The organism is Lichenibacterium minor (assembly GCF_004137685.1).
Taxonomy (GTDB): Bacteria; Pseudomonadota; Alphaproteobacteria; order Rhizobiales; family Beijerinckiaceae; genus Lichenihabitans; species Lichenihabitans minor.
Map to the genome: position 1 here is coordinate 40,548 of NZ_QYBB01000011.1, position 14,531 is coordinate 55,078.

The window sequence follows — 14,531 nt, forward strand, 5'->3', positions numbered from 1 at the left end:
GGTGCTGCCCGCTCCCTTCCTCGACCGCGCGACGGCGCTCGTCGCCGCCTGCCGCGACCGCGGCCTCGTCCTCGCCACGGCGGAATCCTGCACGGGCGGGCTGGTGTCCGCGCTCATCACGGAGGTGCCGGGGTCGTCGGCGGCCTTCGACCGCGGGTTCGCGACCTATTCCAACGCCGCGAAGGCCGAGATGCTCGGCGTGTCGCCGGCGCTGATCGCCGCGGAGGGCGCCGTGTCCGAAGCCGTGGCGCGCGCCATGGCGGCGGGCGCGCTCGCCCGGTCGGGCGCCGACATCGCCGTGTCGATCACCGGCGTGGCCGGCCCGGGCGGCGGGACGGCGGCGAAGCCCGTGGGGCTGGTGCATTTCGCCCGCGCGCGCCGCGACGGCGCCGTCACGGCGGTGGAGCGCCGGTTCGGCGACATCGGCCGCAACGCCGTGCGGCTGGCCTCGGTGGCGCAGGCCTTGGAGCTCTTCGAAGGCGCGCTGTGAGGACCGCGCCGGCGCGCTTCAGCCGTAAACCTTGTCGGCGCGCTCCTCGAAGGCTTCCGCGAAGCGGCTGAAGGCACCTTCGAACATCGAGCCCATCAGGAGCCCCAGCATTCGGCTCTTGAACTCGTAGGTGATGAAGAACTCCACCGTGCACCCGGCGGAACCGTCGCCGGGCGGCCGGTCGCGAAAGGTCCAGCGGTTTTCAAGGCTGCGGAACGGCCCGTCGATATATTCGGCCACGATGACGTTCGTGGCGCGGTCCAGCGTCACCCGGCTGGTGAAGCTTTCCCGGATGGCCTTGAAGCCCACCCGCATGTCGGCCACCAGCACCTCGCGCCCGTCCGGCAGCGTCGACCGGCGCCGCACCGTCAGGCCCTGGCACAGCGGCAGGAAACCCGGATACTTCTCCACGTCCGCCACGAGGTCGAACATCCTGGCGGCCGGGTGGGCGACGTTGCGGGTCGTGCGGAACGAGGGCATGGCGGGAACACGCGGCTTCAGCTTGGGATGCGGGCGGGTCGCCCCGCCCCGGATCGGGTCACGCCGATATGGCGACGCGCCGCGCCTGGAGTAGCGCCCCGCGCCCCCCTGCCGCAAGCCGCGGCGGCGCGGACCTCCGATGCGCCCCGTGCCCCGCGCTTTCGGTTTTCGTTAACCCTAACGACCTACTGATGGAGGCCGTCATCCCCCGCCGCGACGAATCGTCGGGGCCTCCTGCCCGGACCATCCCATGCGCCGAATCGCACTCGCCTTCTGCCTCGCCGGCGTCGCCGCGCTCGGCGGCTGCGCCAATCCGATCTACCGCACCGACGTCTTCAAGGCGCAGCTCACCGCCCCCTACACGCTGGCCAGCGGCGACCGCATCCGCGTGATCGTCTTCGGCCAGGACGCGCTGTCGAACTCCTATGCGATCAACGGTTCGGGCATGATCTCCATGCCGCTCATAGGCGACGTGCCGGTCGGCGGGCTCACAACCGCCGACGCCCAGCGCGTCGTGGAAACCAAGCTCCGCGGCGGCTTCCTCCGCGACCCGCACATCGCCATCGAGGTCGAGGCCTACCGGCCCTTCTTCGTGCTGGGCGAGATCACCACCGCGGGCCAGTATCCCTTCATCAACGGCATGACGGTGCAGAAGGCCATCGCGGTCGCGGGCGGCTTCGGCCCACGCGCCGACCGCGGCTCCGCCGCCATCACCCGCATGGTCAACGGCGTCCAGGTGACGGCCCGCGTGCCCCTCGCCTACCCGGTCCGCCCCGGCGACACCGTCAACATCGAGGAACGCTTCTTTTAACATTCGAGCGCCATGGTGGGCCGTCGCAGAAGCGGGGCTCGATCATGGCGCACGGCACCGGACTGGATCACTCCCCGTTGAAGGTGATGCATGTCCTGCGCGCGCCGTTGGGGGGGCTCTACAGGCACGTCCTCGACCTCAGCCGCGAACAGTCCCGGCGCGGCCATGCGGTGGGCCTCATCGTCGATTCCACGACCGGCGGCGAGGCCGCGGACAGGACCCTGGCGGCGCTGGAGCCGAGCTTGGCGCTCGGCCTGTCGCGCGTCCCCATGCGGCGCGATCCCCACCCGGCCGACGCGATCGTCCTGGCCCACGTCGTGAAGCGTCTCGCCGCCACGAAGCCGGACGTGGTGCATGGGCACGGCTCCAAGGGCGGACTTTTCGCCCGCCTGCCCGGCTTCATCCCCGGGTCGGCCGGGGGCATCCGCGCCTACACGCCCCACGGCGGCAGCGTGAACCACCGGCCCGGCACTGCGGTCCACCGCGCCTACATGGGCGTGGAACGGTTCCTCGGCCGCCGCACGGATGTCATGCTGTTCGAAAGCGCCTTCATCGGCGCCCGCTACCGCGCCCTGGTGGGGCCGCCGCGCCACCTGGCCCGTGTGGTCCACAACGGCATCGACGACCACGAGTTCGAGCCGGTCGCGCCCGCGGCCGACGCGGCCGATTTCGTCTACGTGGGCGAACTCAGGGCCGCCAAGGGCATCGACGTCCTCCTGGAGGCGCTCGACACCACGGGCCGGACTCTGGGACGGAACCTCAGCGCCGTGCTGGTGGGTTCCGGCCCGGACCGCGGGGTGCTGGAACGCCTCGCGGCCGAGCTCGGCCTGGGCGACCGCGTCGCCTTCCCGGGCCCCATGCCGGCGCGCCGCGCCTTCGCGCTCGGCCGCACGCTGGTGGTGCCGTCGCGCGCCGAGTCCCTGCCCTACGTGGTGCTCGAGGCCGCTGCCGCCCGCGTGCCGCTGATCTCGACCGACGTCGGCGGCATCCCGGAAATCTTCGGGCGCTATCGGGATCGCCTCATCCCGCCCGACGACGTGGCGCGGCTCGGCGGCGCCATGGCGGCGGCCCTGGCGGCCTCGCCCGAACGCCGCGACCGCGATGCGGCCGACCTCGCCGCCGCGGTGCGCGACGGCTTCTCGATCTCGGCGATGGTCGACACCGTGCTGGCCGCCTACCGCGATGCGCTGTCGGCGCGGGACCGCCCCGCCGCATCCCGAGCCGCCGAAGTCATCCTTTCCCCCTGAGCCGCAGGCTGGATCCCGTGAAACTCTCCAAGACGACCGCGGCCGCCTTCACGCCGGACGACTTCCGACAGATGGGCGCCGCCGCGGAGCCCCCCGGCTCCGCGCCCGAGAGCGGCGACCCGAGCCGCGCGCTGCTGTCCCTCGCCGAAACCATGGGGCACCTCGACGCGAGCCCGCATTACTCGCCCCTGGTGCTGGCGGGGTTGGTCCGCGCCGTCGAATTCGCCCTGCTCTGCGCCACCGGCGTGCTGGTCCACCTGGCCTACGTCGTGCCGCAGGTCGGCTACAGCTTCGCCTACGAGATTGCCGTCCCGTCGATGGCGGCCTTGACGATCCTCGCCTTCCAGGCGCTGCGCATCAACAATGTGGCGGCCTACCGCTCGCCCATCGGCCAGGGCTTCCGCCTCGCCGGCGGCTGGAGCCTGGTGGTGCTGGCGGCGCTCGCCGTGATCTTCTTTCTCAAGCTCGACGCGACGTTCTCGCGCGTGTGGATGATGGGCTGGTACGTGCTCGGCCTCGGCACCCTGCTGGTGGAGCGCGGGATCCTGTCGCTGGTCACCGCCCACATGACCCGCACGGGCAGGCTCGACCGCCGCACCGTCGTGGTCGGTGGCGGCCCGGCCGGGGCGGCCCTGCTCGAGGAGCTGTCGAAGCAGAAGGACACGGACCTGCGCATCATCGGCGTCTTCGACGACCGCACCGACGCGCGCTCCCCCGACGTGGTGGCGGGCTATCCCAAGCTCGGCCGCGTCGACGACCTCGTGGCGCTGGCCCGCCATACCCGCATCGACCTCATCATCTTCACCCTCCCCATCACGGCCGAGGGCCGGCTGCTCACCATGCTGCGCAAGCTGTGGGTGCTGCCCATCGACATCCGCCTGGCGGCCCACACCAACAAGCTGAAGTTCCGGCCGCGGTCCTACTCGTACATCGGCTCGGTCCCGGTGCTCGACGTGTTCGACAAGCCCATCGCGGACTGGGACGTCGTGATGAAGGTGATCTTCGACCGCGTGGTCGGCGCGACGGCGCTCCTCGTCCTGTCGCCGCTGCTGCTCGCGGTGGCGATCGCGGTGAAGCTCGACTCGAAGGGCCCCGTGTTCTTCCGGCAGAAGCGCTACGGCTTCAACAACGAGCCCGTCGAGGTGTTCAAGTTCCGCTCGATGTACACCGACAAGCTGGACTTCACCGCCTCGAAGCAGGTGACCCGCGGCGACCCGCGCGTGACGCGCGTCGGCCGTTTCATCCGCAAGACGTCGATGGACGAGCTGCCGCAGCTGTTCAACGTGGTGTTCAAGGGCAACCTGTCGCTGGTCGGCCCGCGCCCCCACGCGGTCCACGCCAAGGCGGCCGACCGCCAGTACGACGACGTGGTGGACGGCTATTTCGCGCGCCACCGCGTCAAGCCGGGCATCACCGGCTGGGCGCAGATCAACGGCTGGCGCGGCGAAACCGACACGCCGATCAAGATCCAGCGCCGCGTCGAACACGACCTCGCCTACATCGAGAACTGGTCGCTGTTCTTCGACATGTACATCCTACTCATCACGCCCTTCGCGCTGCTGAAGACCGAGAATGCATACTGAAGCGCTCCTCCCGTCCGCCGGCCCGGCCCCGCTCCGGCCGGGCCGCGCGCTCGGGCGCCGGGTCGATTACGGCCGGTTGGTCAACTGGAGCTTCGCGGCCTTCGTCTTCTGCGGCTCGGTCGCCATCGTCGAGCCGTCCCCCTACGATTTCGCCTCGATGCTGGCGATCCCCATCTGGTTCGTCGGCGGCTTCAAGGTGCACCGCACCTTCCTGCCCTTCTTCGCCCTCATCGTCCTCTACAACCTCGGCGGCTTCATCGGGCTGATCCCCTACGTGGCGGAACACGACCCGACGCTGTTCATGCTGCAATCGCTCTACCTCGCCCTGACGACGCTGGTCTTCGCGCTGTTCTTCGCCGAGGACACCGCGCGCCGGGCGGAGATCGTCCTCCAATTCTACGCGGCCAGCACGGTCTTCGCGGCCCTCGCCGGCATCGTGGGCTATTTCGGCGTCGCGGGGCTCGGCGAAACGCTGTCGCGCTACGGCCGCGCGTCCGGCACCTTCAAGGATCCCAACGTCCTCGGCTCCTACCTCGTGATGGGCGCCGTGTACTACGTCCAGCTCATCGTGCTCGGCCGCACCCGTCACGTGCTGGCGACCGGCGCGGCCCTGCTGATCGTCGTGGCCGGCATCCTGCTGTCCTTCTCGCGCGGCTCCTGGGGCGCCTTCCTGGTCGCCACGCTGCTCAGCATCGGCATGGCCTTCCTGACCAGCGCCGAGCCGCGGATGCGGCGCCGCATCGTCACGGTGGCCCTGGCCGCCGCCGCGGTCGCCGCGCTGGCGGTGCTGGTGCTGCTCGCCCTGCCGAACACCCGCGATTTCTTTCTGCAGCGGGCCGCGCTCGAGCAGGACTACGACGAGGGCGTGACGGGGCGCTTCGGCAACCAGCTCCGGTCCATCCCGATCCTGCTGGGCCTGCCCAACGGCTTCGGCCCGCTGCGCTTCCGCCTGATCTTCGGCCTCGAGCCGCACAACTCCTACGTCAACGCCTTCGCGTCCTATGGCTGGCTCGGCGGCTTCGCCTTCGTGCTTCTCGTCGCACTCACGGTCACGATCGGCTTCCGCGTGGCCTGGAAGCCTTCGCCCTACCGGCGCTCAGCGCAGGTCTTCTGGCCGTCCCTGCTCGTGTTCCTGCTCCAGGGATTCCAGATCGACATCGACCATTGGCGCCACGTGTTCCTGATGCTCGGCGCTGTCTGGGGCATCGAAACGGCGCGCGTCCGGTGGCTCGAGCGGGGCGGCGGCGTCACGCGGTGAGGCGGAGTTCGGCCTCTATCGGAAGGAGGCCGCGATACAGCCCGACGATGGCGTCGACGTGCCGGTCGAGCGTCGCCGGCGCCCGCCAATAGGACGCGTAGGCGGCGCGCGACAGGGTGTCGACGTCCGCGACGGCGAACCGCCGGATGGCTTCAGCGAGGTTGGCGGCGTCGTTGCGCCGGAACCAGAAGCCGTCGACCCCGTCCTCGATGCAGTCGCGGCCGGCGCAGCCGTCCGACACGATCACGGGCGTGCCCAGCGCCTTCGCTTCGAGCACCGTCAGGGGCTGTCCCTCGTACCAGATCGAGGGGAACACCAGCGCGCCGGCGTCCCGCAGGTAGCGCTGGACCTGCTCCGGGCCCTGCCACCCCACGGTGCGGACCTCCGGATAGCGCCGCTTCAGCTCGTCGAGCTGCGGCCCGTCCCCGACGAACAGGGCTTCCGTCCCCGCCTGGCGCGCCGCTTCGGCGAAGAGCAGCGGCCCCTTCTCGGGCGAGATCCGCCCCACGAAGGTGAGAGGCCCCCGTGCGCCGGCGGGTTTCGGCCCCAGCGGGGCGACGCCGATCGGGTTCGACACGAGGTGGATCCGCGCGCCCGCGGGCAGGTGGTGCCCCACCGCATCGACCTGGAACCGCGAGATCGCCACGATGTCGGAAAACACCGCGGGCATCTTCGCCACGCGCTCCATGGCCACATGGCGGGCGGCCCGCCACAGCTTGCGGCTGTAGCTGCGCGAGTCGCAGTCCGTCGTCACGCAGGCCGCCGACATCGGCTTCAGCGCGCAGGGCTGCTCCGTCCGGTAGTTGAAGAAGCCGCCGTTGGGGCAGAGCAACGAATATTCGTGCAGCGTGTAGACCGCCGGCAGGCCCGAATCGGCGATCGGCGGCGCGATGGCGGGCGACAGGGCCTTGGCCCAGCCGTGGACGTGGACGACGCTTCGGCCCCGGGGCACTGTGGCCAGCAGCGCGCGCAGGGCGTCGGCGGCCACGCCGTTCCACAGGCCCTGGACGGCCGCGGCGGCGAGCGAGCGGTTGTTGAGGAGGTCCGCCTGCCCGAGGCACACGGTCCTCACCCCGGCGGCCTCGAGCTCGGGCGCCACGGGCCCGGCCGCGGCGAAGACGATGGGGTCGTGCCCGGCGCGCTTCAGCCCGATGGCGCTGTCGAAGGCGACGCGCGCCTGTCCGCCCGTGACCGACGCGTGATCCAGGACCAGAACGACCGTGAGGGGGACGGGACTCGGCGCCATGGCGATGGGACTCACGAGCGGGTCCGGGCGAGCCGGCGACGAACCCACGCACTATCGACCCGCGGCGCGTCGACGGCGAGCGCCGCGTCGCGACGTGGTGAACGGTTGGGCGGCCGGCCGGCCTGCGCGCGAAAGAATGCGACGGCCTGAAACTCCCGACGGATCGCCCCGTAACTCCGCGGTCCCCATTCGAGGGGTCCAGCATTGATTTCGGAGAACACCATGTCGATCCAGTCCGGGAAGCGGAACGCCCTCGTCGGTCTCGCCGTCGCCCTTTCGCTGTCGGCCGCGCCGGCCTTCGCCAACCCCAAGGTCGGCGGCGCCGCCATGTACGCCGACAAGCCCATCGCGGTGAACGCCAGCCACGCCAAGAACCTGACGACGCTGGTCGCCGCCGCCAAGGCCGCCGGCCTCGTCGACACGCTGGCCGGCCCGGGCCCGTTCACGGTCTTCGCGCCCACCAACACGGCCTTCGGCGCCCTGCCCAAGGGGACAGTGGCCACGCTGCTGAAGCCCGAGAACGTCGACAAGCTGAAGGGGATCCTGCTCGGCCACGTGGTGCCCGGCGACCTCGCCCCGGCCGATCTCGACAACCAGATCAAGGACGGCGGCGGCAAGGCCGTGCTGAAGACCGCGGGCGGCGACTCGCTGACCGTCATGAAGCATGGCAAGAGCTTCAGCGTGATGGACGGCGCCGGCGGCACCGCTGACGTGACGATTTCGGACGTCAAGCAGTCCAACGGCGTGGTCTACGTCATCAACAAGGTTCTCCTGCCCGCCAGCTGAACGGACGCGCCATGCTCGATCGCCCCATCGCATCCCAAGACGCCCCGAGCGGGCCGGCCCGGCGGCTCCTGCCGGGCGTGATTCTGGCCTTCGTCGGGATCGCGGGTCTCTTGGGCGCGTCGGGCGTGGCCGTGGGGGCGGCCGGCGCCCACAGGGGCGGCGGCGATCTCGCCCGCACGTCCTCCGAATTCCTGCTGGTCCATGCGGCAGCCATCGTCGCCGGGGCCTGTGTGGCCCCGGCGCTCGGCCGCATCTCCGTCCTGGTGGTGACCGCCTTGGGCCTGCTGGCCGTCGGGGCCGCCCTGTTCGGCGGCGAACTGGCCGTCGCGGCGCTGTTCGATTGGCGGCCCGTGCCGCTGGCGGCGCCGACGGGCGGCCTGTGCCTGATCGCGGGCTGGCTCTGCCTGTCGGCCTGCGCCGTCGTGGCGGGGACGCGGCGCCGGTGACCGGCGGCGCGGCGTGTCTTCCAGGCCATGGGTCTCATGTCATTTGACACCATCCCGTGGTCGAGCGACGCGTTCGCCTTGGCACGGCGGGACGCTATCGCTAGCGTGACGCCCATCTCGACGGCGGTCCGGCCCATCCTGGGCGGCAGAGGCCAGGATGGGCGTCCGATGCTGGAACACAGGCGTGACCTGGTCGACCTGTTGGATCGGGTGGCGGCGCGCGACCGAGATGCGTTCGAGGATCTGTACCGGGCGACCAGCGCCAAGCTTTACGGCGTCGTGGTCGGCATCCTGGTGCGGCGCAGCCTCGCCGACGAGGCGCTCCAGGACGTCTATGCCCGGATCTGGGAGCGCGCGGGGGATTTCGACCCGTCCAAGGGATCGCCGATCGCCTGGATGGCCGCCATCGCCCGCAACCGGGCGCTCGACGATCTCCGCCGCGCCAAGGCGGCACCCGTCAGCGCCCTGCCCGACGGGTTCGACGTGGCTTCGGACGCCGGAAGCGCGCTCGACGCCATGGAAACCAACGATCGCCTCCGGGCGCTGATCGCCTGCCTCGACCAGCTCGACGGCGAGAAGCGCGAAGCGGTCCTCCTCGCCTACTACCGCGGCTGCAGCCGGGAAATGTTGTCGTCGCGTTTCGGCCGCCCCGTGCCGACAATCAAGACCTGGCTCCACCGCAGCCTGCTCCAATTGAGACTCTGTTTGCGCCGATGAGTGACCCCGACGACAGGGACATGCTGGCCGCCGAATACGTCCTCGGGACGTTGGATGCGGCGGAGCGCGCGAGCGTGGCCGCGCGGCTGGGCGCCGATCCCGAACTCGCGGGCGCGGTCAGCGCCTGGGAAGACCGGCTGTCTCCCTTGATCGACGGCGTGCCCGAGGTGACGCCGCCCGCCGAAGCCTACGCGGGCATCGCGGCCCGGCTGTTCGGCGACGCGCACCGCGATCTCGCCCGCAGTCCGGCCGGCGCCGTGCTGGCGCTGCGCCGGCGCGTCCGGGTCTGGCAGTCGGCGACGGGTGGCTTGGCCCTGCTGGCCGCCTCCCTTCTGGGCTGGATCGCCCTGCGCGACGGCGCGGTCGCGCCGGACGCGCAAAGGTTCACGGCCGTGTTGCAGCGGGACGCGGGCGCGCCCGTGATGGTCGTGGACGTCGACCTTTCGGCGCGTCGGCTGACCGTCCGCCCGCTGGTCGCCGCGGCGCCGGCGGGCCACGCCTATGAGCTGTGGATCATCGATCCCGCCCTCGGCGCGCCGCGCTCGCTGGGCCTCGTGCCGGCCGGCGGGGGATCCAGCGATACGTTGCGGCCGTTGGACGCCGGGGTGATCACCGAGGCCACGTTCGCCGTGACGGTGGAAGCCGCCGGCGGGTCCCCGACGGGCCAGCCGACCACCGCGCCCGTGCTCACCGGCAAGCTCTCGCCGTTCCCGTCCTGACGGGTTGATTTCACGTCGGAACCATCCAATATCCGCGGCGGTGCAGGCAATCCCTGCCCAGGCTCGATCGCTCGCGTTCCGGGCCTCGGCGGCGGAGCCCGGGACGGGTCTCGGTGCCTTCGTCAGTGCCCGGGGGCGGTGCCCGCGGTCCAGCGTCATCAGGGAAGATCGTCATGAGCACGCCTACCGGTGGGGACCAGCGCGGCGAAGCCGTGCCGTTGTCCGGCGAAGCGGCGGCCAAGCGGCTGAAGGAGGAGATGCTCGGCACGATCCCGAGCCTGCGCGCCTTCGCTTTCTCGCTCTGCGGCAACGGCGACCGCGCCGACGACCTCGTGCAGGAAACCCTGATGAAGGCCTGGATCAACCAGAATTCCTTCACCCACGGCACCAGCATGTCGGCCTGGCTCTTCACGATTCTGCGCAACGTATTCTACTCGGAATACCGGAAGCGCCGGCGCGAGGTCGAGGATGCCGAGGGCACGATGGCGGCCCGGCTGGTGTCCGTCCCCGAGCAGAACGGCCACATGGACCTGCAGGACCTTCGCAGCGCCTTGGCCAAACTGCCGCCGGAGCAGCGGGAAGCCCTCATCCTCGTCGGGGGGTCGGGTTTCGCCTACGAGGAGGCGGCCCAGATCTGCGGCTGTGCCCTCGGCACGCTGAAGAGCCGCGTGAACCGCGCCCGCACCGCCATCGCCAACCTGATGGCGATCGAGAAGACGGGCGACGTCGGCCGGCCGGAATGGCACGCCATGGGCGACCTCGGCAGCATCATGATGTGGGAGCGCAACTGACCGGGGCGGGTGAGCCTCCCACGTCCCGGTCGGCATCGCAGCGTTTCCGACACACCCTTTTCGTCCGCCGGGTCGGGCGACGGTCCGAGCCCGTCCGACCCGACCGCCGGTGCTCCGCCCGCGCGATGACATCGGCCCGGCATCGCCGGTCATAGAGCCGCCCCCGATCGCCTCGCCACGACAGCTTGCGCGGGCTTACATGGGCTCGGTGGTCGGCGTCGCCAACCGTCATGGCCGTCCGTCGACACCCATCCGTCCCGGCCCGACGCTTCGATGCCGACGCGAGGTCGAGGGGTCGCGGCGAGCGATGGTCCGGCGGTAGGCAACACGCACAGCCGACCTCGGCCGCGTCCGTATCGATGATGCAGGCGCCGCCCGACGCGGGGTCGCCGGGCCGATGATCGCCCCTTCTTCCCAGACCGATCGATGACGCACGTTTCGACGACATGAGCCGAAGCGTGAAGCTCGCGCGCACGGCCTCGCGCGAGCGCGATTCGTCTGCTCGGCGGACCCGAGCCGCACGCGCGACGCCACGACTGAACGAGAAAAGCCCGGCGGTGTCCCGCCGGGCTTCTCTGTTTCGTGATCCGAAGGATCTTAGAAGTCGCGCTCGATGCGGAGGCGGGCTTCGAAAGCGTCGGGGTTCTTGGAGACGCCGATCGGCAGGGCCGTGGCGGCCTGGCCGGGGTTGTGGGCCAGCGTCTGGTAGATCTTGGCGTAATCGAACTCGAGGCCGATCTCGAGGTTCTTCACGGGATCATACAGGAACTGGTTGCCGACGCGGAACTGGCTGACGTCGCCGAGGCCGCCGAGCGTCCAGTCGATGTTCTTGGCGCGTCCGTAGCCGCTCTCCTCGTAGGAGCCGAACAGAACGTCGTGGAACGTCGCCGTGAAGTAGTGGTTGATGGCCGCCATGACCGAGAAGCCGCGGCTCAGGGCGAGGTTGTACGAGCCGTTCGTCGAGCCGGCGTTGCCGATCGCGATTGCGTCATGGTCGATGTGCTGGAAGCCACCGATGAAGCGCGACTGGAAGCCGGCGTTCGCGTAGCCCACCGAGTCCTGGTAGAGGTACGCGCCGTTCTGGTAGGCACCCTCGATCCAGATGTCGTCGCCGGCCGCCAGCATCGGCAGCTTCAGCTGGACGCCGCCCTGCACCGCGAAGCCGTCGGCGTCGTTGTGGTTGAAGCCCTGGCCGCCCGTGCCGGCATAGGGACCCGAAACGGTGTTGACCTGGTGGTAGGCGGCCGACAGCTGGGCCGAACCCCAAGCCTGGTCGAGGCGCACGTTGCCGACGAGGTCCGGGATCGTCTCGCCGCCGTAGCCGACCGTCAGAGCGGTCGCGCCCTGGTTCACGCCGCCGACTTCGAAGGCGCCGCCCTGGATGGTGCCGATGCCGTCGTTGCGCTGGTTGTGGTCTTCGATGGCGAAGGTAGCCGAGAACCCGCCAGCGCCGGTGTAGGTGTAGGCGAAGACGTTGTTCGACAAATCGGAGTTGGCGATGCCTTCGTAGTTGTAGTTATCGGCATAGAAGTCGAAGAAGGACTGGACGCGCCCGGCGGTGATGCCGGCGAACTGGATGTAGCCCTTGTCGAGGTAGGCGGAGTTGCCGCCCTGGTTGGCGAAGGTGTTCTGGCCGCCAGCCGAACCACCGCCGGCATAGAGGCCCTGCAGACGGTCGATCTGGTAACGGACATAGGCGCGCAGGGTGCCGTAGGCGGTCTGCGTGCGGGTGTCGACGGCGATACGACCGCGGGCGAAGAAGCCCGACTCGTCTTCGGCGCGGCCCGGGACCGTGGTGCCGCCAGCGACCAGGCGGGTCGAGCTGCCGACCGTCGCGGTCGGGTAATACTGGCGGGCGTTGTTGACGAACAGCCCTTCGACGCGGACGAGCCCGCCGACCTGGATGCAGGTGTCAGTGCCGGGGATGTAGAAGAACCCCACGCCGGTCCAATCGCAGACCCGGACGTAATCGACAGGCGCTGCCTTCCGGACGGGAAGATCGGCAGCCTGGGCGCCAACGGTGGCAGCGAATGCGGCCGCCGAACCGAGAAGTAGGCTCTTACCGAGCTTCATCGTCAAACCTCCAAAATGTATGACCCAACGGGAATGGTTTTGCTTCGTGACCAGCTGCATCCTGGAGATTTGATCGTCTCTCAAGCCGCATCGAACCTTTAGCGCCCCGTGCTCCCCGACTCGCGACCCGATGCATCCGCCTTTTTACTTCACCCCGAGGGGAGAGATCGGCGTTGGGCGACGGGCCTTCGAATGCGTGGGGCGTCTCCCCTCCGCCGAGACAACATACTCGGCATCGCAGATTCGACAATTGTCAGATCGCTTCCGGACGCCCTCCTGCCACCTTTGGAACGGTGATGTGACATTCCCGCAACGATAGCATGAGCGGGGAGAACAGACGGGTTCGAGCGCTTCCCGACCCAAGCATCCGGGCGCGCTCATCGGGAGCTTGCGCGAGGCCGACCTGTCTCTCTTCCGAGTCGGAAGCAGTACAGCCGTGGCGGGGACCCCGCGTCCTTCCGCTCGGGCGCGACATCGCGCGGCGAGCGGCGCGGGCGTCCCATCGGCGCCGGCCGCGGTTCGGGACCCAGGGGTCCGCGCGTCGGCCGCACAACGAGTCCCACCGCGCCGGCTCCGTCCGGCCGCCGCCGTCACGGCGAAGCGCCATGTCGCTCCCGTGCCGGGGACCGACGTCCGGCCGCGACGGCACGCCAGCGACGGCGGGTCGTCGCCCGTGCCGCACCTCTTCCACGCCGCCTTCCTGTTTTCGCCCGAATCGAAGACCATTCTTGCAATGTGAAACGGCGTGGGGCATAGGTTGCCTCGCTCCAGCGAGCGGACGCGAGTTGTCCGGTGACGGGCAAGACGGAGATGTGGCCGAGAGGCTGAAGGCGGCGGTTTGCTAAACCGTTATAGGGTTGTAAAGCCCTATCGAGGGTTCGAATCCCTCCGTCTCCGCCATCGTCGCCGTTCTTCGCTGAAGAGTGACAGGGTGATCATGGTCAGGGCGAATAATATTGCTGCTCTCGGGGTGCTGAGCCTGGGGATCATGGGCATCGGCCAAGCCGTCGCGGCGGAAGACCCGACCGGGTATTGGGCGACCGAGAAGAACGAGTCGCAGATCCATATCACGCATTGCGGCGACAAGCTGTGCGGCAACATCTTCTGGATGAAGGAGCCGTCGGACGGCAAAGGGGCCATGAGGCTCGACAAGGAGAACGAGGACGAGGCGAAGCGAAAGCGCACCCTCCTCGGCCTTCAGCTCATCAACATGAAGCCCGAAGACGATTACTGGAAGGGGACGGTTTACAACCCGCAGAATGGCAAGACCTATGATGCCACTCTGAAGATCCTCAGCCATACGCAGGTCGAGCTCAAGGGTTGCGTCGCCTACATCCTGTGCGGTGGCCAGAAGTGGACCCGCGAAGACCCGAAGACCGTGAACACCGCCGAATCCGGCACCGCGAAGCCCGCGGCTGCCCATCCGGAGCCGGCGCATCCGACGCCGGCAGGCACCGCGGCCCATAAGGCATCCGTGCCGGCCACCGGAGCCGCGACGCCCCCCGAATGAGGACGGGCCGCATCTCTCCGGCGCCGTTCGCCGCGACCGTCGCCGGAGGCGGGATGGTCTTGCTCGCGCTGTTCGGCCTCGAAGGCGAGGCCGCTGCGGCGACACCGGCCATCCAGCCACGGGCACCGGTCGCGCGAAGCGCGGATCCCGCCGCGCCTCGGCCATCCGGGCCCGCCAATCCGGAGCTGGACCAGTCGTCGCGCAACGTGGTGGCCCGGGCCCGCATGCTGGAATGCGGGCACCAGTGGAGCAATCTCAAGCGGGCCGGAACGGCATCCGGCACCTGGAAGGACTTTTCGCGCGGGTGCCTGGCCCAGCGCTGATCGCCGCAACGGTGAAACGAAAGGGCCCGGACGGCATCTGCCGTCCGGGCC

The 14,531-nt window shown here is 69.9% G+C and carries 15 protein-coding genes and 1 tRNA gene; 13 read left to right on the plus strand and 3 right to left on the minus strand.

What is annotated here, in order from left to right:
• The first annotated feature begins 1 nt into the window (after nt 1).
• On the plus strand, nt 2–490 hold the full coding sequence (locus D3273_RS11585; RefSeq protein ID WP_129226663.1) for a CinA family protein: 489 nt from the start codon (nt 2–4) through the stop codon (nt 488–490).
• 18 nt (nt 491–508) lie between these two features.
• Here the strand turns inward: D3273_RS11585 and D3273_RS11590 are convergent, their stop codons facing one another.
• Complete coding sequence (locus D3273_RS11590) at nt 509–970, minus strand: type II toxin-antitoxin system RatA family toxin (RefSeq protein ID WP_129226665.1); 462 nt, start codon at nt 968–970, stop codon at nt 509–511.
• 250 nt (nt 971–1,220) lie between these two features.
• On the opposite strand from D3273_RS11590, the gene D3273_RS11595 reads away from it, so the two are divergent.
• From D3273_RS11595 to D3273_RS11610, 4 genes are all read left to right on the plus strand, one after another.
• Nucleotides 1,221–1,781 (plus strand): polysaccharide biosynthesis/export family protein, encoded by a 561-nt coding sequence (locus D3273_RS11595; RefSeq protein ID WP_129226667.1) that lies wholly within the window; start codon nt 1,221–1,223, stop codon nt 1,779–1,781.
• 86 nt (nt 1,782–1,867) lie between these two features.
• Nucleotides 1,868–3,028 carry a glycosyltransferase family 4 protein gene (locus D3273_RS11600; RefSeq protein ID WP_245501132.1) on the plus strand — a complete coding sequence of 387 codons (1,161 nt, stop codon included), beginning with the start codon at nt 1,868–1,870 and terminating at the stop codon, nt 3,026–3,028.
• 71 nt (nt 3,029–3,099) lie between these two features.
• Entirely contained in the window at nt 3,100–4,611 is a 1,512-nt protein-coding gene (locus tag D3273_RS11605) for an undecaprenyl-phosphate glucose phosphotransferase (protein WP_129226837.1), read from the plus strand.
• Entirely contained in the window at nt 4,601–5,869 is a 1,269-nt protein-coding gene (locus D3273_RS11610; protein WP_129226671.1) for an O-antigen ligase family protein, read from the plus strand. The genes D3273_RS11605 and D3273_RS11610 overlap by 11 nt, the downstream gene beginning before the upstream one ends.
• Here D3273_RS11610 and D3273_RS11615 read toward each other — a convergent pair.
• On the minus strand, nt 5,859–7,130 hold the full coding sequence (locus D3273_RS11615) for a glycosyltransferase family 4 protein (RefSeq protein WP_245501121.1): 1,272 nt from the start codon (nt 7,128–7,130) through the stop codon (nt 5,859–5,861). The genes D3273_RS11610 and D3273_RS11615 overlap by 11 nt on opposite strands.
• Nucleotides 7,131–7,337: 207 nt before the next feature.
• Here D3273_RS11615 and D3273_RS11620 point away from each other — a divergent pair, with 207 nt between their 5' ends.
• The 5 genes from D3273_RS11620 (at nt 7,338) to D3273_RS11640 (ending at nt 10,574) form a co-directional block, all read left to right on the plus strand.
• Complete coding sequence (locus tag D3273_RS11620; protein WP_129226673.1) at nt 7,338–7,901, plus strand: fasciclin domain-containing protein; 564 nt, start codon at nt 7,338–7,340, stop codon at nt 7,899–7,901.
• 11 nt (nt 7,902–7,912) lie between these two features.
• Nucleotides 7,913–8,347 carry a DUF423 domain-containing protein gene (locus D3273_RS11625; RefSeq protein WP_129226674.1) on the plus strand — a complete coding sequence of 145 codons (435 nt, stop codon included), beginning with the start codon at nt 7,913–7,915 and terminating at the stop codon, nt 8,345–8,347.
• Between the two features lie 168 nt (nt 8,348–8,515).
• Complete coding sequence (locus D3273_RS11630) at nt 8,516–9,064, plus strand: sigma-70 family RNA polymerase sigma factor (RefSeq protein WP_129226675.1); 549 nt, start codon at nt 8,516–8,518, stop codon at nt 9,062–9,064.
• A complete protein-coding gene (locus D3273_RS11635) occupies nt 9,061–9,783 on the plus strand; it encodes an anti-sigma factor (RefSeq protein WP_129226677.1) in 723 nt (240 codons plus the stop codon). Before D3273_RS11630 ends, D3273_RS11635 begins: the two co-directional genes overlap by 4 nt.
• Before the next feature lie 173 nt (nt 9,784–9,956).
• On the plus strand, nt 9,957–10,574 hold the full coding sequence (locus D3273_RS11640) for a sigma-70 family RNA polymerase sigma factor (protein WP_129226679.1): 618 nt from the start codon (nt 9,957–9,959) through the stop codon (nt 10,572–10,574).
• A gap of 597 nt (nt 10,575–11,171) precedes the next feature.
• Here the strand turns inward: D3273_RS11640 and D3273_RS11645 are convergent.
• Entirely contained in the window at nt 11,172–12,647 is a 1,476-nt protein-coding gene (locus D3273_RS11645) for a porin (RefSeq protein WP_165359463.1), read from the minus strand.
• 806 nt (nt 12,648–13,453) lie between these two features.
• On the opposite strand from D3273_RS11645, the gene D3273_RS11650 reads away from it, so the two are divergent.
• The 3 genes from D3273_RS11650 to D3273_RS11660 all read left to right on the plus strand — a co-directional run bounded on the left by D3273_RS11650 (nt 13,454) and on the right by D3273_RS11660 (nt 14,480).
• Nucleotides 13,454–13,547: transfer RNA gene (locus tag D3273_RS11650), tRNA-Ser, on the plus strand.
• Nucleotides 13,548–13,584: 37 nt separating this feature from the next.
• A complete protein-coding gene (locus tag D3273_RS11655; RefSeq protein ID WP_245501134.1) occupies nt 13,585–14,157 on the plus strand; it encodes a DUF2147 domain-containing protein in 573 nt (190 codons plus the stop codon).
• Between the two features lie 53 nt (nt 14,158–14,210).
• The gene (locus D3273_RS11660) at nt 14,211–14,480 is read left to right on the plus strand and encodes a hypothetical protein (RefSeq protein WP_129226685.1); all 270 of its coding nucleotides are present in this window, start codon (nt 14,211–14,213) and stop codon (nt 14,478–14,480) included.
• Nucleotides 14,481–14,531 lie beyond the last annotated feature (51 nt).